23 protein-coding genes are annotated in these 24,891 nt (G+C 67.3%); 4 read left to right on the top strand and 19 right to left on the bottom strand.

Annotated features, from left to right (window positions below; translation table 11 throughout):
* Positions 1-25 precede the first annotated feature (25 nt).
* The 19 genes from MKK84_RS14445 to MKK84_RS14355 form a co-directional block, all read right to left on the bottom strand.
* Positions 26-412 (bottom strand): hypothetical protein, encoded by a 387-nt coding sequence (locus MKK84_RS14445; RefSeq protein ID WP_243920755.1) that lies wholly within the window; start codon positions 410-412, stop codon positions 26-28.
* 162 nt (positions 413-574) lie between these two features.
* Positions 575-1,549, bottom strand: a complete 975-nt coding sequence (locus MKK84_RS14440) for a hypothetical protein (protein ID WP_243920753.1) — start codon at positions 1,547-1,549, stop codon at positions 575-577.
* Entirely contained in the window at positions 1,549-2,052 is a 504-nt protein-coding gene (locus tag MKK84_RS14435; RefSeq protein ID WP_243920751.1) for a hypothetical protein, read from the bottom strand. The genes MKK84_RS14440 and MKK84_RS14435 overlap by 1 nt, the downstream gene beginning before the upstream one ends.
* 319 nt (positions 2,053-2,371) lie before the next feature.
* Positions 2,372-2,758, bottom strand: coding sequence for a hypothetical protein (locus MKK84_RS14430; protein WP_243920749.1), 387 nt, complete (start codon positions 2,756-2,758; stop codon positions 2,372-2,374).
* Between the two features lie 1,665 nt (positions 2,759-4,423).
* Complete coding sequence (locus MKK84_RS14425; protein ID WP_243920748.1) at positions 4,424-4,843, bottom strand: hypothetical protein; 420 nt, start codon at positions 4,841-4,843, stop codon at positions 4,424-4,426.
* Positions 4,840-5,262: a DUF6074 family protein gene (locus MKK84_RS14420; RefSeq protein ID WP_243920746.1), complete on the bottom strand. Its 423-nt coding sequence runs from the start codon at positions 5,260-5,262 to the stop codon at positions 4,840-4,842. The genes MKK84_RS14425 and MKK84_RS14420 overlap by 4 nt, the downstream gene beginning before the upstream one ends.
* An 11-nt stretch (positions 5,263-5,273) precedes the next feature.
* Entirely contained in the window at positions 5,274-5,528 is a 255-nt protein-coding gene (locus MKK84_RS14415) for a hypothetical protein (RefSeq protein WP_243920744.1), read from the bottom strand.
* A 10-nt stretch (positions 5,529-5,538) separates the two neighbouring features.
* Complete coding sequence (locus tag MKK84_RS35705; RefSeq protein WP_243920742.1) at positions 5,539-5,742, bottom strand: helix-turn-helix transcriptional regulator; 204 nt, start codon at positions 5,740-5,742, stop codon at positions 5,539-5,541.
* Positions 5,743-5,839: 97 nt separating this feature from the next.
* Positions 5,840-6,508 (bottom strand): hypothetical protein, encoded by a 669-nt coding sequence (locus MKK84_RS14405; protein ID WP_243920740.1) that lies wholly within the window; start codon positions 6,506-6,508, stop codon positions 5,840-5,842.
* On the bottom strand, positions 6,505-7,758 hold the full coding sequence (locus MKK84_RS14400) for a tyrosine-type recombinase/integrase (RefSeq protein WP_243920739.1): 1,254 nt from the start codon (positions 7,756-7,758) through the stop codon (positions 6,505-6,507). The genes MKK84_RS14405 and MKK84_RS14400 overlap by 4 nt, the downstream gene beginning before the upstream one ends.
* 476 nt (positions 7,759-8,234) lie before the next feature.
* The gene (locus MKK84_RS14395) at positions 8,235-8,408 is read right to left on the bottom strand and encodes a hypothetical protein (RefSeq protein WP_243920737.1); all 174 of its coding nucleotides are present in this window, start codon (positions 8,406-8,408) and stop codon (positions 8,235-8,237) included.
* Between the two features lie 165 nt (positions 8,409-8,573).
* The gene (locus MKK84_RS14390; protein ID WP_243920734.1) at positions 8,574-9,401 is read right to left on the bottom strand and encodes an alpha/beta hydrolase; all 828 of its coding nucleotides are present in this window, start codon (positions 9,399-9,401) and stop codon (positions 8,574-8,576) included.
* 176 nt (positions 9,402-9,577) lie between these two features.
* A complete protein-coding gene (locus MKK84_RS14385) occupies positions 9,578-10,861 on the bottom strand; it encodes a hypothetical protein (protein WP_243920732.1) in 1,284 nt (427 codons plus the stop codon).
* Positions 10,858-12,645 (bottom strand): alpha/beta fold hydrolase, encoded by a 1,788-nt coding sequence (locus MKK84_RS14380; RefSeq protein WP_243920730.1) that lies wholly within the window; start codon positions 12,643-12,645, stop codon positions 10,858-10,860. Before MKK84_RS14380 ends, MKK84_RS14385 begins: the two co-directional genes overlap by 4 nt.
* Positions 12,635-15,070 (bottom strand): glycoside hydrolase family 2 protein, encoded by a 2,436-nt coding sequence (locus tag MKK84_RS14375; protein WP_243920729.1) that lies wholly within the window; start codon positions 15,068-15,070, stop codon positions 12,635-12,637. Before MKK84_RS14375 ends, MKK84_RS14380 begins: the two co-directional genes overlap by 11 nt.
* A 9-nt stretch (positions 15,071-15,079) precedes the next feature.
* Positions 15,080-16,051, bottom strand: a complete 972-nt coding sequence (locus MKK84_RS14370) for a DUF1839 family protein (RefSeq protein WP_243920728.1) — start codon at positions 16,049-16,051, stop codon at positions 15,080-15,082.
* A gap of 3 nt (positions 16,052-16,054) precedes the next feature.
* Positions 16,055-17,011, bottom strand: a complete 957-nt coding sequence (locus tag MKK84_RS14365) for an amino acid--[acyl-carrier-protein] ligase (RefSeq protein WP_243920726.1) — start codon at positions 17,009-17,011, stop codon at positions 16,055-16,057.
* The gene (locus MKK84_RS14360) at positions 17,011-18,174 is read right to left on the bottom strand and encodes an acyl-CoA dehydrogenase family protein (RefSeq protein ID WP_243920724.1); all 1,164 of its coding nucleotides are present in this window, start codon (positions 18,172-18,174) and stop codon (positions 17,011-17,013) included. The genes MKK84_RS14365 and MKK84_RS14360 overlap by 1 nt, the downstream gene beginning before the upstream one ends.
* A complete protein-coding gene (locus MKK84_RS14355) occupies positions 18,171-18,425 on the bottom strand; it encodes an acyl carrier protein (RefSeq protein ID WP_243920722.1) in 255 nt (84 codons plus the stop codon). Before MKK84_RS14355 ends, MKK84_RS14360 begins: the two co-directional genes overlap by 4 nt.
* A gap of 375 nt (positions 18,426-18,800) precedes the next feature.
* Here MKK84_RS14355 and MKK84_RS14350 point away from each other — a divergent pair, with 375 nt between their 5' ends.
* The 4 genes from MKK84_RS14350 to MKK84_RS14335 all read left to right on the top strand — a co-directional run bounded on the left by MKK84_RS14350 (position 18,801) and on the right by MKK84_RS14335 (position 24,885).
* Positions 18,801-19,889: an acyltransferase family protein gene (locus MKK84_RS14350; RefSeq protein ID WP_243920720.1), complete on the top strand. Its 1,089-nt coding sequence runs from the start codon at positions 18,801-18,803 to the stop codon at positions 19,887-19,889.
* A 417-nt stretch (positions 19,890-20,306) separates the two neighbouring features.
* Positions 20,307-21,476, top strand: a complete 1,170-nt coding sequence (locus MKK84_RS14345) for a glycosyltransferase (protein ID WP_243920718.1) — start codon at positions 20,307-20,309, stop codon at positions 21,474-21,476.
* A 5-nt stretch (positions 21,477-21,481) separates the two neighbouring features.
* Positions 21,482-23,680 (top strand): GumC family protein, encoded by a 2,199-nt coding sequence (locus tag MKK84_RS14340; protein ID WP_243920716.1) that lies wholly within the window; start codon positions 21,482-21,484, stop codon positions 23,678-23,680.
* Positions 23,680-24,885 carry a glycosyltransferase gene (locus MKK84_RS14335; RefSeq protein ID WP_243920714.1) on the top strand — a complete coding sequence of 402 codons (1,206 nt, stop codon included), beginning with the start codon at positions 23,680-23,682 and terminating at the stop codon, positions 24,883-24,885. The genes MKK84_RS14340 and MKK84_RS14335 overlap by 1 nt, the downstream gene beginning before the upstream one ends.
* The last annotated feature ends 6 nt before the right edge of the window (positions 24,886-24,891 follow it).

Genomic DNA, 24,891 nt, shown 5'->3' with positions numbered 1-24,891 from the left:
GAGGGATGGGCGGCGGGGCCGCGGATTAGGGGCGCAGGGCGACGCTGATCCGACCGATGAGGAGCGTGTGGGTGAATGGGATGTCGCGCGGCCCGCAGGCGTCAGCGGTCCAAATGCTCCACATCTGCGGGGTCGGCGGTGGCACCTCCTCGATGACGTTCCCCTGATCGTCCTTGATGAACGTCACGCCGACGCGCGTAGCGGGATCGAGGTGCACACCAGTCGCGACCTGAATGGCCTCCGGGGCAGCCACGCGCACCATGAAAAGCTTCGAACTTTTCAGATCTTCGTGCTTCGGCATTTTGAGGGTTACTGCGGCGGTGTCGCCCGACAGATCAACCGTCTGAGTGTACAGCACGTTGAATTGGTCGACCTCTGTCGCGCGGCCTAGAAGAGAGAGCTGAATTTCCATCTGATCCTCTGAATAGTTGCGGCCGTGTCTGCCTTGTCCATTCTCCTGTGCTGCGGGGGCATGGAGGCAAACTTCCCGATGTCCGGCGGGCCGCGGCACCGTCACGATGCGCCCCCGTAGCGATGTGCGGCCTCGGTCTGAGCCGGGGCCGTGAAAGGAAACTCAGGCTCGCCCGGCGATGATGTCGAGCGCAGTCGGCGACCTGAACTTCTTGAACTCCGCTTCGGCATCCACCTCGTCGAGCAACACGAGCTCGACCTTGACCTGCGGCGGTACGGTCACCGGTTGCTCAGCCGCGCGCGTCAGGATCTCGGCAACCTCGTGCGGGAGCGTCAGTGCGGTGATGTCGAGGATGTCGGGCGCGTTGAGCAGCAGCCCGGGGAGCTTCACCGCAGTCGCGAGATCCAGCAGTGGGACGGTCGGAAGCGGTACCTCGTACCGTTCCTCCCGATACCGGCGGGGGACAAGCCGCTCGATGGATCCGAATTCCGGCTGGATACTCGCACCACCATCGCGATTCACGACGACGCGGCTCTGATCGACCTTCGGCAGGGGCTCGCCCGGCCGGCAGTACCGCACGACATCCTCGGCCGAGATGAGGCGACGGCCAGCGCGAGCCGGATTGCGCACCGTCCGCTCGACAGGCTCGAGCGGTTCGGCCCCCTCGGGCAGGTCGCGGTTGACCGACATGACCGCGACCTCGGCCTCAGCCACAGCCCGGAGGACGGCCACGATGTCACCGGCCAGCTGCGGATAGTGGACGGACAGCAGCTCGCGGGCCTCCTCAGCCTGGCGCGCCGCATCCTGGTACCGTTGGACCCGATCGGCCTTCTCGGCGCGTGCCCGCTCGTCCGCGGCGATCTCTTCGGCCTCGCGGTGACGCTCTGCCAGGGCCTCGGTCAGCGCCGTTGCACGGTCGAGCCGGATCTGAGCTTCCCGGCGCGCCGCGTCGAGTTGCCGAGTGCGGGCCTCATCTCCGGAAAGCAAACTACCGCGATACTGCCGCTCGGCCGCCTCTGCTGCATCGCGGGCCGCCGTCAGCTCGGCTTCCGCTTGTGGCAGTCCGCGCTCGATGTCCTCCAACGGCACGTTGGCCGCGGTCGCCATAGTGATCAGGGCGCGCAATGCCTTCAACATCACTTGTCTCCCTTCGGGGCGCGACGCGCCGCATAGACGCTCGTGGCGTCGGGGAGGCGCGGGCGCCCCTGTCGGGCGGTTGGACCGGACGCCTCGGTGTCGGCTGCCTCACGGCCAGTGCTCGCCGCAACGGCCTGCTGGCGGCGGCTGGCAAAGATGGCCTTGGGATCGACGCCAACCGGAATGCGGCCCAGGGAGGCTTGGGACCGCGAAGCGCTGTCTCCCGAGCCTGAGACCGCACGCGCTGCCGCGACGGCGGCGCGCGCGCGGGCTGGATCGATGGTGGCGTGCGAGCCAGACACGACGGCCGCTGGCCGGGCCGGTACAGCGGGAAGGGATGCCGCCGACCGGGGAGAAGCCGCTACTGGCGGCCACTGTCCGTAGACGGCTTCCCGGACGGTCGCGAGCAGGCTGGGATCGGCGATCTTGCCGAAGATGTCGCGCACCGGATTAACCGCGTCGGCCGCGTCCAGTTGAGCTTGAATGTGTGCCGGGATGGCCATTACCGGAGCCCCCGACTATGGGCCGAGAGATCCTGGGGGCGGTCGCTGTGCCCGATGGCATCGGCGACCGCCTCCCTCACCACGCTCGCTACCGACTTGCCCTCGCGCCGGGCAACGTCGGTCAGGGCGCGCTTCAGGTCGAGGGGAACCCCGACATGGAGATTTTCGGTGCAAAGGTCTCGCGAAGGCGAGTAGGGCGGGTGATCAACCATACCGCCAAGCTACTGAGCTTCGGTCGTGCTTGCCAGTTGTCGTTTTTGCTTGATTTTATACGAAGTTTTCGCCCATCGGCATTGTATCACATTTTCAGAATCGTCAATCACTTACTAAGATATGTCTCGCCCCATGTGTATCCAAATACAGTAATCCTGTCTGCTCTAACATTCCCGTCAACATAGTCAGCATCAACGTTGGAGTTCTCGCCCTTCTTGTAGAAATGCCCACTAATATGAATGGAAACTCCTTTTTGAGCCGCGGCAGAAATCATTGCCAGCATTTCGAGTTCTTGCTGGCTACGTTCATATCCCGCTGCGCCGTTTGCGGAGACCGGCAGCATCTTTCCGTTGGTCTCAATGGAGAAAGCGATAATACGTCTACCTGTATTGCCAAAATCGTAGAATAATACTTGTCCCTTTGGGACGCCATCGATTTCAGCTTCAGCCGATGATGCGGCACTAATTGCAAAAAATGGGAGCCAAGTAAACAATAACTGAAAACAAAACTGTCTTCATTGGTGCCATCCATATATATCCGAACGGGAATACCTACCGCTCAGCAATCTGGGTGAACGGCCGGCCCGCCCAGGATCTGACATGAGAGCGATCAAGCCGGTTAAATTGAGATGTTAATACGGTTCGCCGCTCTCAACAACTGCTCGCACACGGTCAATGAATATAGTCCAAGGCGACGACTTCAGGCCTGCCGGTTGAACAGCTAACTTGGGGCGGTCAGGATGCGCCGCGTGGTATCGAACCACGAGGCGCATGAGCCGAGCCGTGGACATTCCAAGCTCGCCAGCGGCTTGTTTCTTTGTCTGCCGACGCTCGCCGCTAACCCGGAGAGGATCGCCAGCGCGTTCGGCCCACAGGGCCCGCATCACGGCATCGTGACGCGCCAGTTCGGTTCGCACATCAGCCTCGATCGCCTCCGGCGGCCGAGACGGTCGAGGTCGCTGGTGCAGCTGCCGGATCTCGGCCAGCCCGCGCGCTGGAGGCGCGGGCTCTTGGTCACCGGTCGCCATGAGATACGACCGCTCGGGCCAGCGAGATCAATGAGTTAATTCGCATCGGCATCCAATCCAACCTCAATTTTCGAACCTCGGAAAACGCGCAGGTATCGGACTGCGGCGCGGTGCGGGACCTGTCTGGCATCGTACGGTCCCTTGGCCCTTCCGGGGGTGGGTGCCGCCTCTCCGTCTGGGATCCTCGTGGCGTGGCTAGGAAAGGCCGTGAGCTGCCGTCGCCATGGTGGAGGCGGCGGACCGGCATGCCGGGGTCACGGCGGTCCTGCGCCTGCTGAGCGCGGCTGGCCTTGGTTAGCCTCTCCTGCAGAGCGCGGCGAACGTCTTGCCTGCGCTGACCAATGGTCTGAGGGCAGCAGACTACCGAGCCAGGTGCATGGCCGAAAGCTTGTGCAACCGCGGGAGAGCTTGAGCGTTTGAAGCTCAACCGTTCCACATCGAAGGCTCTTCCATGCTGACCCTCGCCGCCGTTGCGGCGGGCACCATCGTGCTCGCCACCTCGTTTTCCCTTGTGGCTGCCCTGGCCGACTGAGCGGCCGCCCGCATGCTCAAGGGACGCGAGGAATACGAAGGGACATTGGCGTGACGTCCCGCCGTGTCCCTGTGACAGACCCCGTGACAGGTACAGCCTCGTGCTGTGACATCTCCGACCGTCGGCGTGACATCTTCCAGCCGCGAGGGTGACAGGGCATCGTGACCGCGTCCCGCTCAAGCGGGCGCGAGCGGTCACGCGGCCACCCGCCGGAGCAGTGTACGAATGGAGGACGGTCCGGAGGGTGTGTCTACTCAGCAGGGTTCTGGGTCTGCCTGGACCGACACATGACAACCTAGAGGCGCGCCGGTCGGATCGGTCGCCTGGAGGCGCCGACCGCCGGACGCTCAGGGCGTGCCAGAATCTCGGATGGGTCTCGCTTATAATATCCTGGATAGGTCCTGGTATAATCCTGGATAGTGCGCACAAGCTTCTTCGCATTTGATGCGCACAAGCTACTGCGCACCCCCTGCGAAGAAGCTGCTTCGCCTTTATGAGTGCGATAAATGCGCAAAAGACGTTCGCATTTATGGGCCTGTAAATGCGAAGCCCAGCGTGCGCATTTATAGGACGAACAAGCCGAGGAAGGGCAGGCTGTCTCATGCCACCTTCCGGACCGGTCGGAGAAGCCGTAGTCGGTAGCGGTTCGCGTGCCCGGCCCCCCGGCTGACGGTCACGTCGAGGTGCCCACGGTCTTGCAGCGACTTCAGCGCCATCTGGACGCCGCGCCGGCTCACATCGAGTTCATTGGCGAGCCAGCCATGCGAAGGGTGCGCATAGCCCTTTCGGCGGTCAACACATTGGCTGATCTCGATCGCGAGGCGGTAGCCGAGCGGTGGAAGCTCCGGATCACGAGCAATCTGACGGAGCCACAGGAAGACGTTGCGGGCTGCGCTTTTGCCGCTCGATGGATCTGCAGAACTCGCGACACGCTCATGTCCGCTTAAGGGATCGAGGTCCGGCGGCTCGATGGCGTCGCGGGCAGCCGACCGCGGTGGTCTGCTGGCATACATGTTCAAGCCGCTGACCCTCCGCCCGAACTGTAGGACGGCCGCCCGTCAGCGTTCCAAACTACCCGCGCAACAGCCTTCTCAAGCTGGACAAGCTCATCATGGATCGCGTCGGCCGACATGCCCATCTTGCGGAGGCGAACGCCGATCGGCCGGAATCGCTTGTCGAGCAGCATGGCCCGGCACCGGCGACCGTGCCTCTCGCGAAGGCCGATGAACGCCTCCGCGAGCTCGGCGATGAGGCGAACATCCCGGCTGACGGGGAACGGCAGAAGGACTGCAGTGCCCTCAGGAGTAGGTTCCGGCGCGACGTGGGTTGGGACCAACTCTGCCACGAGACTACGCTGCCGGGGACGCCGCCGCTTTTGCGGTGGCGGTTCAGCGGCTGGCGTGCCGCTGAACAACGGCAAGTCGGGGAGGTCGTTCATGCGGCGCCTCCTCAAAATGGAATATCGGCATCGTCATCGTTCAAGCCGAACGAAGCATCGATGGCCATGTTGAAGGCGCCAGCGCGAATGTCACATCCCTGCCGGTACTGCTCATTGCACAGAGAAAAGCGCTGAAGAACACACGCCTGCCGGAGCAATGAGCCGAGCTTTTCGTCGACGAGCATGCGCTCCTCGTTAGTCATCTTGGAGAGTGCCTTTTGCGCCTCGGCTAGAGCTTTGACGGTGCGGTCGATGTCTTTGTTCATCGTCGCCCTCTCACACTGCAGAAGCGGAGCGGAGCGGCTGGCGCTCACGTGTAGCCAACCAGGTGTCGATCTCGTTCTCGGGCCAAGCGATACGGCGCTCGCCGATCTTGATCGGATCAGGAAATCGTCCCTTTCGGCGAAGACGATGAAGTGTCGCGCCGCTGAGGCCTGTTTTGGTCTCTACTTCGCGTTGGGTGATGTACCGGGGCGTCACGGCTACCTCCTGAAACTTCGGGTAGCCGTCTGAGTAGACACAGCCCGTCGCGCCGTGACGGGGGTAGATCGTTTTTATTTTTGAGTGCGATCTACCCCTACCCGGCGAAGCCCATCGCGGCGGAAAGCATCCGGTATTCAGCCATCTCGTCCCGAAGGTCGGCGCTTTCCGGGCTGCGGTACCAATCTACGAATTGATCGACCATGTCGGTAGTGATGCGTTCGGCTGGGCTGATGTACTCAGTGACAGCAGTCACCATTCGAACGAAATCACCTTGGATGTTGCCATCTTTATTCTTCGATGTTGCAGCCCTGCGTTCCGTCGCATCTTCATAGATCATCGCTAAGCGGATCCAGAGGCGCCTACGGAAGTGAACAGCCTCTTTGCCAGTCTGAACCGGCGCTTCTTCTAATGCCGTTTTCAGGCTGTCCCGCATAGCTCGAAGCGGAGAGAAGTCGTCCTGGATGATCGCTTCGAAATCTACACCATCCGCGGTCACGGGATCCATGTTAGCATCCAGCCAATCACGGCTATCCTCAAGCTGGACTATTAGCTCGTCGCAGAGATCTACGATTAGGTTGAGCTTTTTAAAGCGAGCTTTATTATTAACGCCAACCCTTCTCTCACGCCGATACTTCCTTATGGCCTGAACAATCTCGTCACCATACCGGTCAATCGCGGACTTGCCTCCGAGAGCAAGACACAGCGTCAACCACAACGAAGCTGCACGCTCGGGGCGTGATGGCGGGACAGCCTCTTCGGTCATGGCTGCCTCTCCACGACTGACGCGACATGCCGATCCCAAGCCTCCAGAGCTGCGCGCTTCTCGGCAAGCCGCTCGTAGAGGTCGTAGTGCCGGCCGTGTACGTCGTCCTCGACGTGAGCGAGGACGGCTTTGCGATCCTCTCTCACGACCTTCAGCCGGGCGAGCCCTGTGCCCACGGTCCGGCGGAAATCGTGCGGGGTAGGGGGCTTCTCTTGCAGGGACGCCACCGCATCGCCATCCCGCCCCTCAGGCTCAAGGTTGGCGATCAGGCGGCGCATCGCCTGGCTGAGCGAGTGACGCGCCAAGGTATCCCGGGCGACGAAGCGGCTTGAGAACACCCGCAGTCCGTCCCCATCCATCCGTCGCCGCTCGATGGCTTTCTGGAGGATCTGAAGGGCACCCGGTGCCAGGGGTACGACGTGCAGTCGCCGAGCCTTCATTCGTTCTGCAGGGATTTCCCAGCGCGCCTCACCGGGGCTTTCCAAGTCGCAGAGCTCGGACTGCAGGATGCCGGCGACCTCGCCAGGCCGCTGCCCCGTCAGCAGCAGGAAGCGGAGAGCATCGGCTACATCACGAGACATGCCCTCGCTCTGGGCGAGGGCGGTCCAGAGGACCCGAAGTTCCCAGTCCGATAGAACCCGGTCCTTCGCCGTCTCGACCGAGCGCTTGCGGAGGCCCGCGATCGGATTGACCTCAAGATGGCCTTCCTCGACGCTCCAGTTGAAGAACGTTACCAGCACCGTTTGTGTGCGGTTGGCGCTGACCGGCGCAGCTTTCTTGATCCCGTCGAGGAAGGTGATCGCGTCCCGGCGGGTGATGCTGACGGCCGCACGCTTGCCCCAAGCGCAGCAGGCTCTCCTCAGGTACCCCTCATCGTTCTTCCACGATGATTTTCGCGGCTTCGCATATTCCTCGATGTAGCGGTTCGCCAACGCCTCGAAAGTCAGGATGCTGTCGGCTGCGGACTTGCGTGCCTTCAGTTCCCTTTGCGGATCTCCACCGTCAGCGACCGTCACACGGTGGCGAGCTGCTCGCTCGCGCGCATCGGCAAGGGTGAGATCGGCGAGACGGCCCAGGGTCACCCTCTGGTACCCACCGCCGATCTTCGGCCGGTACCGGAAGGACCAAGTGCCCGATCCGTTCGTCCCGATCCGCAGACAGAGGCCAGGGGTTTTCTGGTCCCAGACCTCCATGCGAGCTTCGGGTGGCTTCGCCGCGAGGCTGGTCACGTAGTTATGGGTAAGGTTCACCACCGGCATCTCGTGCACTAGTCTCCGCGGAGCTCTGGGGTGCGGCTGGGGTTCAACGTTCCGAAACGTCGTGAACCCCAGCGCGAACGCCTGACGCGGAAAGATACGCTACGACAATGAGATGTGAAGCCCCATGAGACTTGTTGGCTCCCCCTGAATGGCCGGTTTGGGAGGCTGGGGGACAGGGGGTCGTCGGTTCGAGTCCGGCCACTCCGACCATTTCTTGCTGCGGGTTCGAAGGCAGCTCGTCACTCCGCTGACAACCTGTCTCGATCACCGCGGAACCGGGCTTCGCTCGGCGGATCGGATGCATCAGCCGAGCGCCACGTCTCGACCAGTCAATTTTAGAATCCTGCGCTCGAGCGGCCTCTACGGGTAAAAATCCGTGAGTCCGAGCCATCGCGGCGGCGCTGTACGGCGGCGCGGCGCGCGCCTGGACGTCAGCGTGGACGCTGGCGGACCGCGTCGGCGGCCGGCTACTCGTTAGCGAGAGTGGCAGTGTCCGCGCCGATTGCGGCAGCGGTCAGTGTGACTGCACCGGCCGCCTGCCGCAGTTCATATCGCGCGATGTCATCCGCAAGTTTGACGAGGCAAACGAGCAGGAGCCCGAGCAACAGGCAGCGGCGGAGGGTGAACGCGGGGATCAGCATGATGGGCGCCTCGAGGAGACGCCAGCACCGTATCTGAGCGGATGCGCGAGGGCTGCCACGGCGAAAGCACAACCGCCGGCAATGAGAACGGCCAAGCTGTGGCAAACGTTCGTCACGCTTAAGGCTGCGTGAGCGCAACCGAGCGAATACGACCCAATCGGGGCACTACGGCCCGGTATGAGCCCCCGCGGCGAACCGCGCGATGTCTTCCGCAGTCGTGGCCTGCACGCTGAACGGAAAACTCAACGACCGCACGATCTGGCCGTGGCCGAGACCCGGATAGATGTGCGTCTGCGGAGGCTCCTCGCTTGCTTGCAGCCGATCCGCGAGCGCGATGGTCCCGGTGGGTCGCACGTCCTGGTCCTCCGCGCCGCTCAGCAGCAGAAGCGCCGGGTGCCGGCCGGCGGCGGCGTGGTTGATCGGCTGCATCGCGGGGTCGGCCCCGGTGAAGACCTGCTTGTCCAGGGGATCGGTCAGTGCCGAGGTCGCGTAGGGTCCAGCCAGTCCGACGATCCCAGCGAGGTCTTCGGGACTGGACCCGGCCCGCTCCAGCCACGTCGCGTCAAGACCCAGCATGGCCGCCGCCCACGCGCCGGAGGAATGGCCCGCCACCACGACACGGTGCGGATCGCCGCCGAATTCGGAGGCGTGGCCGATCGCCCACGCGACCGCGGCGGCGTTGTCGGCCAAGATGTCCGACAGGCTCGCGGTCGGGAAATGGCGGTATTCCGGGATGACCACGACGAAGCCGCGCCGCGCGAAAGCCGCGCCGACATAGGCGACGTCCTCCTTCGAGCCGCTGCGCCATCCGCCGCCGTAGAGGAAGACCAGCACCGGGCTCGGCCCCGAGCCGTTCGGCCGGTAGATGTCCGCCTGATGCTCATTGCCGGGCGCATAGGCGCGGTCCGTGTCGACGTGGACCTCGACCGGAGCGAGCAGATTCAGGACCACCAGGGTTGCGCCGACGAGCTTGTCGAAGAGCGTGGCGAGCATCGGTCGATCCGTTGCGAGGGTGGTCACGACCAGCGCGGGACCGCGGGGGCAGCAAGTATCCGGGCTCGCATCCGTCGGCGGCCTGCGCCTTCCGCCCCGGACACCGTCAGTGATCCCGCTTCCCGATCCGTGTCATGTAGGACGGCGGTGCGGATAAATCTGTCCGTAGGGAGAGCCTACGTGATTTCCAGCACGCCGAGCCGGTCGGTCACCTGGACCGTCATGCGCCGCTCGGCGGAGAGCATGCTCACGCCGACCGATCCGTCATCCGCGAAGCGGTGCAGGCGCACGCTCCGAGGTTGCTGCGCGAGGAGGAGATCCACCGCTCTCGGCGGCGCATCGGGGCGGGCGGCGAGGCTGCGCCGGTCCCAGCCGTCGATTCCTTGCCAGAGTGGCACGAGCAGGGCCCCGTCCCGCCGGACGAATCGCGCCGAGACCAGATCTGACGTCGTGCCGGCTTGGGTGATTGCGACGTCGCCCAGAAAGCGCGCGCCCCCAGTGCCGCCGCCGCTGAACAATCGGATGAGGTTGCGCACGGCCGTAAAAGCAGGCGTCGGCTGGCCGTCATAGGCCAGGAGGCCGAAGCGACTCTCGGGATCGCCATCGCCGTGGTCGAAGCTGGCGATCAGTTCGTACAGATAGGTCCGCCGCACGCCCTGCAGGTAGCTCCACAGGAGCAGGCGGGGGAGATAGCGCGCCCGCATGCCCTCGGATACCGGTAGGTGGGCGCTGCTGGTTGCGAGCGCCGTGTGATAGCCGTTCTCGGTGGCGATCACCGGCGCCGATCCGAACACCGGCCGGGCCGCCGCGACGAAGCGGGCGAGGCTGCCGCCGCCGCCGGTCTCCGGGTGCTCGGCGCCCGGATAGGCGTGGATGTTGCCGAGATCGACCAGCGTGGCGAGGTTCTGGGCCGCTGCGACGTTGCTCTGGATGTAGCTCGGTCCGGCGACCTGGACGGCGGGGTCGCGCGCGTCCGCCCGGACCGCCCGGAACAAGGCCGCCTGATGGTCGGCCGACAGACGCGGAAGGTCGCGCTGCCCGGCGATCGGCGGCTCGTTGCCGCCCTCCGCGATGATGAGTCCGCCGCCGGCCCAGCGGGCGATGGCGGCGAATTTTTCCGGGGGCACGCGGGGCCCTGGCGTCAGACCGTCGTAGAAGACGAGGCTGAAGCGGTAGCCGCGGCCGGCGAGGGCGGCGATGCGCGCGAACTGACCGGCTGGCTCGCCGCCGGTGAGGACGATATCGTCGCGCAGGTGCCGAACGCCGAGGGTGTCGAGGGCGGCAGCGCAGGCCTCGAAGCGCTCGACGTAAGGTGTGCCACCATGGCCGAGATGGACGTTCACGCCGATCGAATCGATCAGATCTTCGCAACGATGCGGCGGCGCGGCGGCCTCTGCACGGTTGGCCACGAGGGCGCCCGCGGCGAGCGCCAGGGCGGACCGGCGGGTGAGGGCGCTCATGCGCGGCCGGTTACGGTCTGGAGCCATTCGGAAACTGTCGGCGCCGGCCGGTTCGCCGTCGCCGCGGGACTGCGCCGGGCCGCGCGCAGGAGGTCGCGCAGAACCTGTTCGAGGGCGGCCTGGGCCTCGGCGGAGCCGAGGTTGTGGTCCGCCCCGGGCACGATCGACACCGGCGCCCCGAGGCGCCGCGCGACCCGGTCGGGGTTGCGGCCGATGTGACGGTGCAAGGCGGCCAAGCCAGGATCGCCCGCGCTGTAGAGCAGGCGGATCTCGGCACCGCGGCGCCGGATCGCGGCAAGGCGGCGCGCGACCGATCCGCCGGGGACCCGCGGACCGAACGCCCGGCGGATCCGCCGCAGCGCCGCGTCGACACCGCGGCGGGCCAGGACGCCGCCAATCGCCCGGACCCGGATCTGACCGCGGATCAGCCGGCGCCAGGTATCGCCCTGCTTCAGGAGCGTCGCGTAGGTCGAGGCGCTGCCGTAGGTCTGGCGGATGACGCTGTCGATGCTCTGCTCCGGATCCCAGTCGAAGCAGTAGGGATTGATCAGGAGCGCCCCGTCGATCCGCGGATCCCGGTACAGCGCGTGGAAGGCCGAAAGGGCGCCGCTGCACCCGCCGGCGAGCACGATCGGGCCACGTCCGGCAACCTGATCGACCGCCCGCAGGACATCCGCGAATCCATCCGGCGCAAAGAGGGGTCGGTTTCCGTCCGGCCGTTCGACACTGTCGCCGATGCCGGCGACGTCGAACCGGAACGAGGCGATGCCCTCGCCGGCGAGCCTTCGGGCGAGCCGGGTGGTCTGTCGTCCCCAGCCGGACCGCACGGTCATGCCGGTGGACACGAACAGGATAGTCGGCGCACCGGGGTCCGGCCGGTCCGACGCGCAGGCGATGCCGAACAGGCCCTGCGCGAACCGAACCGGCTCCTCGGTCCAGCCCGGGCCGGCGAGACATGCCGAAGGCGGGGCTGTCGCGCCTACCGCCGCTGACGCAGCCCCCTCGGTTGCGAATGCGGTGATGCGGGCGAAATCCGCCTCCGGAACCTTCGCGAAGATTGGATCGCCCACGAGATGCGCGAGGCCCGCGAAGGGTCCCGTCTCCACGGCGCAGCCGATGGCGCCGAAGCGCGCAGCCAGCGCCCCCGGATCGGTACCGAGAATCAGAACGTGGGGCGCGGGCGGCGACGCGATCCGGGTGAGGTTCAGCCCGGAAAGCGCGGCCTGAAACGGCGCCTCCATGCGGAAGCCACCGACGGTCAGGTTGTCCGGCTCCGCGGGTGGTACCGATCCATCGGGCAGCCGGCCGATCGTCTGCGCCCGGAGCCGCATCTCGCGCAGGTAGGCGCGACCCGTCGTGACCGGCGCCAGGAGGACGAGGCGGTCCACGGGCTCAGCCTCCGCGGCGAGCGCCGCGAAGGTTGCGCCCAGGCGGAGGCCGACAAGCACGATTTCGGTGACACCGGCCGTCTCGCGCAGGTACCGGATGGCGTGGCGGATGGCGGCCACGCAGGCGTCCAAACCGGTCGCGTCGGGATCCGCGGAATCGCCCTCGCCCGGATAGTCGAAACGCAGGGTCGGGCAGCCCGCCTCGGCCAGTTGCTCGGCCAGCACCCGCCAGGGGCGATGGGCCGCCATCTGCTCGAATCCATACGCGCCGCAGAGGACCACGCCGCGCCGACCGGCCGCCGGATGGAACCAGCCGAACAGACCTTCGAAGGTCACCGGCGCCGGATCGTATCGAACCGGGGCGGGGACCGACATGGGCTGGGCCTCAGGCGTCATGGCCGAACTCCACGCTCTCGGTGCCGTTGATGGCCCGTACGGTTCCGCGGGGAAGCTGGGCACAATCCGGAAAGGCGATGATCCGCGACGTCCCGGGCGCCAGATGGAAACCGCTGTCGGTCGGTCGTGCGCCGGGGGCGCGGACTTGCACGCCGAAGGCGAGCCGCTCCGTGGCGATTCGCAGGGCCGGTCCCGCCTCCGTCATCACCGGCTCGGCGGTGAGGCCGATGGCGTCCTGCGTGACCGGGCGTGGCCCCGGAAAGTGAAACGCTTCGGCGATGGTGCACCCGTCCGCATCGGTCAGGCGCGCATGGGCGACATCGTGGACCCGGGGGCCGAACCGATAGCTGTCGGTGGCGTCGAAGAAGCGACCCAGCAACTCGGCCGAACTGAGCGTCAGCGTCTCGCGGGCGCCGGCAGTCACAACCCGCTCGGCGCGGGCCGCAACGCGGCCGTTACGATCGGCAAACGTCAGCGTCACCGTCAGGCTACGGGGCTGCGCGGTCTCGTTGAGGACGTGGAGGTGCAGGCCGTCCAGCCCTTCGTCGGTGATGACGATCTGCACGGGGCGGAAGGCGCGCTTCAGGGCGTACCACGCGGATTTGGGACGCCGCGTCCAGTCGATCACGCCCCAGCCGGCACCAGGCTGGAGGTCGCGCAGCATCAGGACGAGACCGCCGGTAGTCGGCGAATGCGGGCGACGCCACTCGGCGAAGGTCGCCTCCATCACCTCGGCCACGGCCACCCGGCCGAGATCGAGGTAGCGCTCCGGATTGTCGGTGCGCAGGGCGGCGGGATCGACGCCGAACAAGTGGCCGACATAATGGTCGCGCACGGTCTCGAAGTCCCAGTCCGCACCCCGATCTCGGGGAATACCGGCGGCCCAGCCCGGATCCGACGGACCCGCAGGCCCCGGCGTGCCGGGCTCCGGCGGGTTGGAGAAGGCGAGGCATTCGCTAGCGAAGCCGACCTCGGACCGGCGGGCATCGTCGAGCGGCCGGCAATAGGCGCCGACACCGAAATAATGGGTGCAGCCGCCGCGCGGCGCGAAGGGGAGGGCCCCACCGGAGGGCGAGTTCGGTACGACCACGATGTCGGGGCGCTGGGCTGCAGCGAGCGCGGGGAGTGTCGTCTCGCAGAAGGCGTCGGCCCAGATCGCGCGCGGCGCGCCCAGCATGGCGGCCTGCTGCCAGACCTCGCTGCCACCGCACAGCACGCAGAGCGACGGTGCCGTCTGGGTCCTGTCGAGGAACGCGGTGACCTCCCGGTGCAGCGCGGCGGAGAAGCCCGGATCGTCATGCGGGTAATCGAAATTGGCGAGCATCAGGTCCTGCCAGACCAGGATCCCGAGTTCGTCGCAGAGGTCGAAGAAATCGGTCGCCGGATAGAGCGTCGTGCCCGGCACGCGCAGCATGTTCATGCCAGCCTCGCGGGCCAGCGTAAGCAGCGTCCGGGTGCCGTCCGGGCCGAGCCCGATGAGATCCGGCGGCATCCAGAGGGCACCCCGGCAGAAGACCGGCACCCCGTTGACCGCGAGCGAAAGCCCCTCCGCGAAGGGCCGTGTCAGCGCCAGCGACCGGAAGCCCACCCGGCCGAGATCGACGGTCTCTCCATCGATGCAGGCGGAGACTGCGTGAAGGTTCGGCGTGCCGTGCGTGTGCGGCCCCCAGGGCGCGATCCCCGGCAGCACAAGCTCGCCGGCGAACAGGCCGGTCTCCCTCTCGGTCAGCGTCGTCTCACGCCCGTCGCACCGGAGCGTGACCGCCTCGGCCCGCCCGTCGGTGGTCAGCAGCACCGTCAGGCAACCAATCTCGCCGTCGAGGGTAGCCCGGAGATCGGCCGAAACGGCGCCGGGGCGCAGCGCCTCGATGGTGATCGGCCGATAGGGCCCGACATGGTCGATCTCCGGGGCCCAACCCGGCATGAAGCCGAGCGCGCTGGTGCGCACATGGCGCAGCGATCCCGGCGTGATCATCCGCGGCCGCCAGCGCCCGTGCTTGGCCGGACGGTCGAGTTCCGCACGCAGCGACCGGAAACAGAGCGCGAGGTCGGATCGGGCGGCGAGATCGACCTCGACCGCGTAAGGCTCGAACATCGAGCGGGTGGTGAGGACCGGCACGCCGTCGAGCCAGATCTCGGCGAGCGTCGCCAAACCCTCGAACCGCAGGCGGTACCGGCCAGGGCCGAAGACTTCCGTGCGGTACCAGACGTCCTGGTCATGGATCGGCGTCGGCGCCATCTCAGACCAGCGCCCGGCCGCGCGCAGGGCAGAGGCGGCAGTCCCGGGAACCTCGCCAGGGATCCAGTCGGTCACGCTATCGAGATCACCGGGCCCGGCGCAGGCGCCGGGCGGAGTCACGGCGAGTCGCCAGGAGCCGGGCAGCGCCTCGGGCGCCCGACCATCGACGTTGCGGATGAGGGCCATCGCCTGCCCCTAGCGGCCGAGCGCGTCGTCCAGGGACGCAAAGACCCGCGCGTAAGTCGCCGCCGCCTTGTCGAGGCGCTGGGCCAACCCATCCGCCTTGCGGCGGTGGAAGGCGCGGGCAAGCTGGAACTGGAACGCCTTCGCCTCGCGGCTCAGCTCGGTGGCGGCCTCGGCGGCGGGCGCGAAGCCACCGGAGCCGTTGGCGTCGAGCCAGATGAGGTGGCTCGCCAGCATCTCGAAATTGGCACCGAGCTGACGGGTCGTGTTGAACGCGTAGGCGTGGAACACGCTGAGTGGCTGAACCACCAGCCCCTCGGCCGTGGCAGCCAGCGCGTCGCGAAACGCAAGAACCGGGTTCCGCTGCGGGGCTCGTGCCCGGTGCTTGGCAAGCAGCTCCCGCGCGACGCCCGGAAGTTCGGATGTTGGCAGGGGCGGGGCGACCGTCTTCACGAACTCCGCGTAGGGCGGCAGCGTAGCGGGGCCGAAGATGCCGGCGTAATCCGCGCCCGAGAGGCGGAAGCGGCCGGCATTGTGCAGGTAGTCGAGTTCCCCGGCCGCCGGGTCGAGCGCCAGGATGCCGATCGTCGTTTTGCCGTGGTCGCGCCCGTAGGTGGTGCCGTGCGTGTCGGGCAGGTAGATCGCGTCGACCTCGACCAGTACCGGCCGGGCCGCCGCCATCTGCATCAGCGCGTGCGCTTCGAGGCCCGCATAGACCGCGAGTTCCAGCACTTCCAGGCCGTAGAGCCGCTCGATATCCGCGGGCGGCGGCTTGAAGAAGGTGAACTGGTCGCCCTCGAAATCCTGCCGGAGCGTGAAGCCCAACATCGCCTCCGGGACGAGGCCGCGGCCATGAAGCAGCTCGATCCAGAGATCGACGTAGCAATTCGTCTCCGGCCAGTCCCGCTCCCCGTCGTGAAGCGGGTGCGGGCTATAAGGGGCCGTGATTCCGAGCCCCGACGGCAGGCGCAAAGCGGCGGTCACGGCTCAGCCCCAGAGCGACGTGCGCACGGCCTCGGGCCATGCGGCGAGGTCGAGCCCGTGGTGCCGCAGCAGCGCCAGGGTGATCCGCTCTAGGCCGAAGCCGACGCAGGCCGTGTGGGCGACGCTGCCATCCGCCTGCTGCAGTTCCCAGGTGCTGCCGAAATGGTCCTGGTGGTAGTTGAAGCTCAGGCAGGCGGTCGGCTTCTCGACGCTGTTGACCGGCACGTTCAACTCGAACTTGAGCCCCTGCGACCGTTGATTGTTGGCGAGCATCCGGCCGGCGCGCCCGAAGAACGGATCGTTGGCGACGTCGATCTCCAGCGGCAGACCGAGGTCCCGCATCATGGCGGTGCCGCGCTCCAGCCAGGATTCGCGGAAGGCTAGCACCTGCTCGGGGCTGCCCATGCGCACGTATTCGCGCATCCGGAACAGCTGCATCCGGGTCGGCTCCAGCGAAGGCTCGCGCCGGAAGCAGTAGGATTGCAGGTCGAACAGGCGCCCCTCGGCGGGCAGCGCCCCGCGGGCAGCGGCCACCGGGTAGAGCGGGTAGCAGGCGGCGGGCGTCAGGACGACGTCGGTGGCCTCCTGCTGGCCGGTCCAGTCGCGGCCCTCCTCGACACAGGCCAGGATCTCGGCATGGCCCGCGCCGTCACCGCAGAAGCTGTGAATCGTGCCGGCGAGGTTCGGGAAGCCCTTGAGATAGCCGCTCCGCTCGAAGGCCGGCCGGCTCATGCCGGGCGGGAAGCGCATCACCTCGGCGCCGTCCGCAGCGCCGAGGCGGGAAATCAGCCGGTCGAGCGCCTCGACGACGCTTTCGAAGGCGCCGCTGCGGCCGTAGAGGCCGTCGACGCCGGTGCGGATCAGCAGGCCGTGATCGAACAGGCGGTCGAGGAAGGTCGGGCCGCCCTCCGGCTCGTCGTCGAGGATGAGGTCGCCCTGGGGAGAAGAGATCGAGTCCATCACGCGCTCATGAGCTGGCCGCTGCCCTTCTGCACGAGCAGAAGCTTGGCGGTGTTGGCGAGGATGCGGTCATTGCCGATCATCAGCGGCGCCGAGAGGACGTCGCGCAGCGGTCGGCCGAGGCTGTAGGGCGTGTCGTTCTTGTAGCCGGAGAGCCCGACGATCGAGAGGGCCCGGCGCACGATGTCGACCGCCATGTCGGAGACGGTGACTTTCAGGTTGTTGAGCATCACGCTGAAGCCCAGCGACCCGATCGTATCGGCGTCGCCGTGCGCATCCTCGAACCGGCGCAGGGCCGCCACGACGGTGCCGCGCATGGCCTGGTGCGCATTGACCACCTCGGCGAGCCGCAGGGCCGTGGGCGGCACCTTGCCGGGAGAGCGGCGCGCCTCGGCCTGAACGAACACCCGGGCACGATCGACCGCGTAGGTGGTGATACCGTACCAGACGCTGCTCCAGAGCAGGTGCGACGCGGCCAGCATCGAAACGGCGGCGATCTCGGCGAAGGGTTTGGGCAGGATCTGCTCGACCGGCACGTCGCGAGCTTCCAGGCGGAAGCCATCGCTGCAGGTGCCGCGCATGCCCAGCGTGTCCCACTGGCTGGTGCGGGCGAGCGTGATCTGATCGGCCATCAGCGCGACCAGAACCTGGTCGGAGGTCAGGGCCTCCGGGTGGCGCCGGGCGGTGGCGAGGATCAGGTCGGCCTGCGCCCCGTAGGAGATCACCGAGGCGTCCTTGCCGAGCGAGAAGGTCTCGCCGGTGGTCTCGACCGCGCACAGGGAGTTGCGCAGGTCTCCGCCGATACCCGCCTCGGTGGTCGAGGAGGCGACCAGCAATTGCTCGCGGGCGATCCGCTCCATCAACCGGCAATGCCACGCGCTGTCGAGCGCGTGGGTCACGAGGCTCGACACCTTGATGTGGTGCATCGCGAAGACCATCGCGGCCGCGCTGCAGGCATGGCCGAGCGTGCTGCAGACCTCCGCGATCTGCACAAGCCCGGCGCCTTCACCGCCGAACTGCCCCGGAATCTGGAGGCCCAGAAGGCGCTCGGCCTTCAGGGCGGCGACCGCCTCTGCGGGGAAGCGGCCCTCGCGGTCGACGTCATCGGCGTGGCGAGCCGCCACCGCCGCCGCCCGCTCTGCACGCGTGGCGAGCGTGCTCATGCGGCTTCCTGCTTGACCAGGGTGGAGACGGCTTCGCTGATCGCGCGGATCGACGAGAAGGATTTGCGGTTCAGCAGCTCGTCAGGAAACTCGACGTTGAAGCGCTCCTCAAGCGCCAGCATCAGCTGAACCGAACCGAACGAGTCGAGGCCCATGTCGAACAGGCTGTCGTCGTCCGAGAGCTGATCGACCTTCCCGGCGAAGGCTTCGTTCGAGCCCAGGATTTCGCGAATATCTTGAGCGATGGTCAAGGCGGAACTCCTTAATGAAGTGAACGACATACTATTGATCCGCCCCATGAGGCGTCAAATATTCTACTGATTAATAGTAAATTTCCACCGGCCGTGTGGCTGGCAGAAGCGTGGCCTTAAGAAGAGGTTCCCGGTGGAACCGCTCAAGTCATACTGACCGCACCAGCCTTTCCAACCAATTTCCAAGCCGAATCCACCAGTGTCTCAGCTTGGACATGTGGACAAGACTGATTTGGGGTACGTATTCCGGCTTGCGAAGGCGGCTTGTTCAGCAAGAATCCGAACACTCCGTGACTCGGCGGCTCCGGATCCGGCATGGTGGCGCGTCGTTGCGCCCGCACGGGCAGACGATGTTCCGCGAGCAGCCAGCGAGCCATGCTCTACAATTTACAGATCCTGCGCGCCCTCGCGGCCTACCTCGTCTTCATGACCCATTTCGGCCTGTACGCCGGCCCAGTCCTGCCGAGGCCGGACCTGCTGGCGTTCGGTGCCGCCGGCGTCGACGTGTTTTTCGTCCTGTCCGGTTTCATCATGTTCGTGAGCACCAGCGAGGGTGAGGCGAGCGTCGGCACGTTCCTGACGCGGCGGATTGCGCGGGTCGTCCCGGTCTACTGGCTCGTCACCCTGGCTCTCGCCCTGATGGCGCTGGTTGGCCTCAGACCGATCGGCATCATGGACTTGCAGCCGGAATACCTGATCCAGTCGATGCTCTTCTTGCCGTTCTCCCGGGGTGGCTACATCGAGCCATTGAACTCCGTCGGCTGGACGCTCAACTACGAGATGTTCTTTTACATGGTGTTCGCCGGGCTGCTGCTGGTCCCGACCCGCGGATGGCGCGCCCTAGCGGCCGTCGGGCTGTTCCTGAGCCTGACGCTCCTCGGGCTCCTGCCGGTGCCCGGCCTGTACTGGGCCTATTACACGAAGCCGATCGTGCTCGAATTCGCCGCCGGCATCGGCCTCGGCTACGCGTATCTGCGCCTCGGCAGCCTGCCCCCGGGCTTCCCGGTCCGGCGCGTGGCAGGCGCTGCCTTCGGGGCGGCTGGGCTGCTCATACTCGGAGGGCAGGCCGTGGCCTACAATCTCGGGGTGTCGCCGGAGATGACGGGGTTCCTCCGGCCCCTGATTTGGGGAACGGCTGCCAGCCTCGTCGTCGGCGCGATGCTGCTGCTGGAGCAGGGCGGCATCACCCTGCGCTCACGCTGGCTGCTCTCGCAGGGTAACGCCAGTTACTCGTTCTATCTCATCCATAACCTGATGCTCCACACGGCCTCGAAAGTCGTCGCGCTCCTTGCCGTCGGCGGATTCTTGCGCGCCGGACTGATCTTCGTGCTCGCCTTCGCGGCCTCGGCCGCCCTCGGGTCGGTCCTGTTCCGCCACGTCGAGGCCCCGATGAACACCGCCCTCCGGCGTCGCTTCGACCGGCGACCGGTGCCGGCGCCTCTGCAGAGCGCTCTGACGCGCTGACAGCACCGCCGCCCCGTCGCGCCGCCCGCCGCACATCCTCCGGGACGCATCAGCGGTGCGGCCGGACGCGGAAGTACAGACGACACGGCGTATCGACCGCACCCGGCGGCTTTCAGCGCGGGTAATGTCTCATCGGGACTTCGCTTTGCCACGACACGGATCACAATCTGCAGATTCCGAGTAGAGGCGAGTTTTTACCAATAACTTAACCATACCAGAACGTTAAAATTAAGTTTGTTGTCGATCCGTTATGTCGAGATAAGCAATAATCGACCTAGCGCAAGCCGTATTCATTCCTTCTTTAAAGCCGGCGCCTCATCTAAGGTTTCATACGTGAGGCAGCTCACGGGCTCACGTGACGTCGGCAGGCGAACTGTCGTCCGGTGCGCGTCACGGTGCGTCGACAAGGAATCTCGGATGCGGGTCGCAATCGTTCACGACTGGCTCTACGTCGTCGGCGGGGCAGAGCGCGTTCTCGAGCAACTGCTCAGGATCTACCCGGACGCCGACGTCTTCACGCTGTTCGACTTCCTGCCGGCGGCGGACCGGGCACGGATCGGCTACGATCACGCGCAGACGAGCTTCCTGCAGCGCCTGCCGCTCGCACGCACACGGCACCGGGCCTACCTGCCGCTGATGCCGATCGCGATCGAGCAGTTCGATCTGTCGGACTACGATCTGATCATCTCATCGAGCTACGCCGTGGCGAAGGGTGTCCTGACCGGGCCCGATCAGCTCCATGTCTCGTACATCCACTCGCCCATGCGCTACGCCTGGGATCTGCAGCACACCTATCTGCGCGAGAGCGGCTGCGACACCGGCCTCAAGGGCGCGCTCGCCCGCATGGTCCTGCACCGGATGCGCCTGTGGGACGTCCGCACGGCCGCCGGGCCCAACGCGATCGTGGCCAATTCGGCCTTCGTGGCCCGGCGCATCCAGAAGGTCTACGGCCGCCAGGCCGAGGTGATCCATCCGCCGATCACCCTGTCGAGCGACCGCTTCGATGGGCCGCGCGGCAACCACTTCCTCGTGGCGAGCCGCCTCGTTCCCTACAAGAACGTGGAGGCGGTGATCCGCGCCTTTGCGGATCTTCCGGACCTCCACCTCGTGGTGGCCGGCAGCGGCCCGGACGCCGCGCGGCTGCAGGCGATCGCCGGCCCCAACGTCTCCTTCACGGGCTTCGTGTCCGACCAGGGCCTGCGCCGGCTCATGGCCACCGCCCGCGCCTTCATCTTCGCGGCCGAAGAGGATTTCGGGATCATCGTGCTGGAAGCCTCCTCGGAGGGCACGCCGGTGCTGGCCCTCGGGCGCGGCGGCGCGCGCGAGACCGTGCAGGCGCGCGGTCCCCAGCGGTCCGGGATGTTCTTCGACAGGTCGGACCCGGACGCGATCGCGGACTGCGTGCGCGGATTCATCCAGCAGGAAAATAACTTCACCCGCGAGGCCTGCCGGGCGCAGGCCGATCAGTTCTCGGCCGAGCTGTTCCGGGTGCGGTTCTCCCGCTTCGTGGATGAGCAGATGGCCCTCCACCGGGCGGCCTGCGAGCCGCCGATGCGCATCCTTCCGCGCCTGGAAGCTGTGAGCTGACGCCGATGTCCATGTCGCTCGTCACCGTCGATCTGAATGAACGCCCCCCGATGCGCGCCGCCGCGCAGGAGCAGACGCGGGGTGGCCCGCTCGCCGCGCCGCTCCTTCGGATCTGGCGCCGCCGCTACCTCTTCGCGACCGTCATCGTCGTGATCCTCGGCCTCGCCGTGACCGCGCTGAAGATGATCGCGCCGCAATACGTGGCGACCGGCTCGGTGATCGTCGCCGAGGCGGAGCCCGGCGCCCACAACGCCTCCATGGCCTGGATCCAGAAGATCGGCGATCCGGCCGATATCGAGAGCCAGATCCTGGTGATCCGCTCGCCGCGGCTGCTGCGGCTCGCCATCGACGGGGGCCTCACCGCCTCCGTCCTGGCCGAATGCCGCCATGCCGCCAGCGGCGGAAAGCCGGGGCCGATCTCCGAGAAGAAGGAGGCGGCCTGCACGAAGCTCACCGCCGACCGCAACGCCTTGGTCGAGTATCTGCAGAAGCGCTACACCGTGATCAGTTCCGGCCGCTCCCGGATCATCACGATCGGCTATCGCTCGCCGCTGCCCGAGGTGGCGCAGGCGATGACCAATGGGCTGATCGACGCCTTCCTCGACGACCAGCGCGAAGCCCAGGCTTCCAGCCGCAAGGCGGCCTCCGACTGGCTGCACACGGAGATCAGCCAGCTCGACGCCTCGATCCGCGCCGACGAGACCCGGATCCAGACGTTCCGCCGCCGCAAGGGTCTCCTGAAGGGCACCAACGCGCCGATCAGCGCCGAGCGCCTGACCAGCATCAGCCAGCAGCTCTCGACCGCCGAGGCCGCCAAGGCCGATGCCGCCGCGCGCCTGGGCGAGATCGAGAACCGGAATTTACGCGGCGCCGAGACCGCCCCGGCGGTGCTGTCGAGCCCGACCATCGTGTCCCTGAAGCAGCAGCTGAGCGGCGTCTCCGCACAGCTTGCCAACCAGAGCACGCTGCTGGGCGCCAACCACCCGGCCATCCGGGCCCTGACGACCGAACGCGCGAACCTGCGTGAGCGGATCGATCAGGAGATCAAGAACGTCGCCCAGGGGCTGCGCAAGTCCTACGAGGCCTCGAACGCCCTGGCACAGTCGCTGCGCGCCCAGCTCGAGACCGCCAAGACCGAGGCCGCCGCGGCCATGGACGACGAGGCCTCGATCGAAGGAATGGTGCGCAACGCGGAGATCCAGCGCAACCGGTACGCCGACCTCGTGAAGCGCGCCGGTGAGCTGGAGACCGAGCGCCGCATCCTGACCGGCAGCACCCGGCTCGTGAGCCTCGCCGAGCTGCCGCAGGAGCCGTTCTCGCCGAAGCCCGTGCCGTTCCTCGCCGGCGGCCTCGTGCTCGCGGGCGTGCTCGCAGCGGCGGCGGCCCTCCTGCGCGACTACACCGACCAGCGGGTCCGCAATCCCGGGCAGCTCATGGCGGGCACCGGTGCCCCGGTCTTCGCCCAGCTGCCGACCCTCGACGCCCCCGGTCTCGTCGGCCGCCTGTCCGACCGGCGCCGGGAACTCGCTCTGCCCGAAGCGCTGGAGCGGGCCCGCTCCAATCCGGTGATGCAGACGGTGCTGCGCAATCTGCACGCGCATCTCGTCCTGGCGGGCGGCAGCGCATCCCGACTCGTCCTGGTCACCTCGGCAAAGCCGCGCGAAGGAAAATCCTTCACGGCCTTCGCGCTCGCCGCAATCGGTGCCGCGAGCGGACGGCGGGTGCTCGTGATCGAGTGCGACCTGCGCCGGCCGAACTTCGATGCCTCGCTCGGGCTCGGGCGTGGGCCAGGTCTCGTCGGGGTGCTGCGGGGCGAGGTCACGGCCGCCGAGGCCGTGGTCGCGACGGGCCGGTACGACGTGATCCCGGCGGGGATGCCGACCTCGGACTCGACCGACCTGCTGATGAGCGAGCGTATGGTCGACTTCCTGCGCTGGACGCGCCGCTACGACCTCGTGCTGCTCGATAGCCCGCCGACCAGCCTGCTGATGGACGCCTCGATGCTCGCCCGCCACGTGGACGGCGTGCTGTGCTGCGCCCGCTACGGCCGCTCGCAGATCTCGGACATCGTCGAGACCGTCACGAATCTCCGGCAGGCCGGCGGCAACGTGCTCGGGATCGCGATGACCATGGTCAAGTCGGGCCGTCAGCCGACCTATGACGTGTTGCGTCTGCCCCAGCCGCGCACCGCCGAGGCCGCGTGATGGCCGGTGCACTGTCGATCGACGGACTGTCCGTCCAGGGCGCAGAGGCCGGGCAGCAGGCCCGGCCCCGGGTCCTGTTCGTGTCCCACACGGGAACGATGTCCGGGGCCGAACTCGTCCTGCGCGATGTCGTGCGCCCCTGGGCCGGCTCCACGGCGTTCCTGTTCGAGGACGGCGCGCTGGCCGAGGCCCTGCGCGGCGCGGGGATCGAGATCCGCCTCGCCCGGCGGGGGACAGGCCTGTCGGGCCTGCGCCGGGACGCCTCGGTCCTGCGGGCGTTGCCGAAGCTCGGGCGTCTCGCCGGCCTCGCCCTGGAGCTTGCCCGCACGGCCCGCGCCTGCGACGTCGTCTACGCCAACTCGCAGAAGGCGTTCCTGCTCTCGGCGATCCCGGCGCGTCTCGTCGGGCGGCCGATCATCTGGCACCTGCACGACATCCTCGACGGCACCCATTTCGGCCGAACCCAGCGGATCGTGCAGGCGCGGCTCGCCAACCTGTGCGCCGCCCGCGTCGTCGTGCCCTCGCGCGCCGCCGCGGAGGCGTTCATCGCAGCCGGCGGACGCGCGTCCCGCGTGACCGTCGTGCCGAACGGGCTCGATCTCGAGCTCGTTGCCCGATCTCCGGTAGCCCTGCGGGCGGAACTTGGCCTGCCGACTGGCCCCCTGATCGGGGTGTTCAGCCGTCTGGCGCCCTGGAAGGGGCAGGACGTGGTGATCGAGGCGCTGGCGCGCCTTCCGGACCTGCGCTGCATCGTGGTCGGCACGGCCCTGTTCGGCGAGGATGAATACGCGGCCGGATTGCGCGCGCAGGCGGGGAAGCTTGGCGTGGCCGACCGGGTGCTGTTCCTCGGCCAGCGCGCCGACGTCCCCCGGCTGATGCAGGCGGTCGACGCGGTGGTGCACCCGTCGGTCGATCCCGAGCCGTTCGGCCGGACGCTCGTGGAGGCGATGCTGGCCGGCGTGCCGGTGATCGCCACCGACGCGGGTGCCTCGGCGGAGATCCTCGACGGGGGCGCGGCCGGCACCCTCGTGCCGCCGCGCCGGCCCGACCGTCTGGCGACGGCGCTCACCGAGCTCTTCGCCGATCCGGACGCTTTCGCCCCGCGCACCCGCCTCGCCCGGGACCGCGCGCTCACCCGCTACGGCGCGGCCGGCATGCAGCAGGCCCTGTCCAACCTCATCTTCGACGTCACCGCCCGCGCCTGACGGGCC

Origin of the sequence: Methylobacterium sp. E-065, from assembly GCF_022829605.1 — a bacterium.
Taxonomy (GTDB): domain Bacteria; phylum Pseudomonadota; class Alphaproteobacteria; order Rhizobiales; family Beijerinckiaceae; genus Methylobacterium.
The sequence above is the reverse complement of the archived record's forward strand: the minus strand, read 5'-3'. Positions and strand labels throughout refer to the sequence as shown.

What these genes read in the sequence shown, in the direction of transcription:
- MKK84_RS14445 (WP_243920755.1), bottom strand. Translation starts at nt 412, where the DNA reads ATGGAAATTCAGCTCTCTCTTCTAGGCCGCGCGACAGAGGTCGACCAA.
- MKK84_RS14415 (WP_243920744.1), bottom strand. Translation starts at nt 5,528, where the DNA reads ATGAACAAAGACATCGACCGCACCGTCAAAGCTCTAGCCGAGGCGCAA.
- MKK84_RS14360 (WP_243920724.1), bottom strand. Translation starts at nt 18,174, where the DNA reads ATGAGCACGCTCGCCACGCGTGCAGAGCGGGCGGCGGCGGTGGCGGCT.
- MKK84_RS14345 (WP_243920718.1), top strand. Translation starts at nt 20,307, where the DNA reads ATGCGGGTCGCAATCGTTCACGACTGGCTCTACGTCGTCGGCGGGGCA.
- MKK84_RS14385 (WP_243920732.1), bottom strand. Translation starts at nt 10,861, where the DNA reads ATGAGCGCCCTCACCCGCCGGTCCGCCCTGGCGCTCGCCGCGGGCGCC.
- MKK84_RS14405 (WP_243920740.1), bottom strand. Translation starts at nt 6,508, where the DNA reads ATGACCGAAGAGGCTGTCCCGCCATCACGCCCCGAGCGTGCAGCTTCG.
- MKK84_RS14335 (WP_243920714.1), top strand. Translation starts at nt 23,680, where the DNA reads ATGGCCGGTGCACTGTCGATCGACGGACTGTCCGTCCAGGGCGCAGAG.
- MKK84_RS14375 (WP_243920729.1), bottom strand. Translation starts at nt 15,070, where the DNA reads ATGGCCCTCATCCGCAACGTCGATGGTCGGGCGCCCGAGGCGCTGCCC.
- MKK84_RS14340 (WP_243920716.1), top strand. Translation starts at nt 21,482, where the DNA reads ATGTCCATGTCGCTCGTCACCGTCGATCTGAATGAACGCCCCCCGATG.
- MKK84_RS14435 (WP_243920751.1), bottom strand. Translation starts at nt 2,052, where the DNA reads ATGGCCATCCCGGCACACATTCAAGCTCAACTGGACGCGGCCGACGCG.
- MKK84_RS14350 (WP_243920720.1), top strand. Translation starts at nt 18,801, where the DNA reads ATGCTCTACAATTTACAGATCCTGCGCGCCCTCGCGGCCTACCTCGTC.
- MKK84_RS14390 (WP_243920734.1), bottom strand. Translation starts at nt 9,401, where the DNA reads ATGCTCGCCACGCTCTTCGACAAGCTCGTCGGCGCAACCCTGGTGGTC.
- MKK84_RS14420 (WP_243920746.1), bottom strand. Translation starts at nt 5,262, where the DNA reads ATGAACGACCTCCCCGACTTGCCGTTGTTCAGCGGCACGCCAGCCGCT.
- MKK84_RS14380 (WP_243920730.1), bottom strand. Translation starts at nt 12,645, where the DNA reads ATGACGCCTGAGGCCCAGCCCATGTCGGTCCCCGCCCCGGTTCGATAC.
- MKK84_RS14365 (WP_243920726.1), bottom strand. Translation starts at nt 17,011, where the DNA reads ATGGACTCGATCTCTTCTCCCCAGGGCGACCTCATCCTCGACGACGAG.
- MKK84_RS14440 (WP_243920753.1), bottom strand. Translation starts at nt 1,549, where the DNA reads ATGTTGAAGGCATTGCGCGCCCTGATCACTATGGCGACCGCGGCCAAC.
- MKK84_RS14395 (WP_243920737.1), bottom strand. Translation starts at nt 8,408, where the DNA reads ATGCTGATCCCCGCGTTCACCCTCCGCCGCTGCCTGTTGCTCGGGCTC.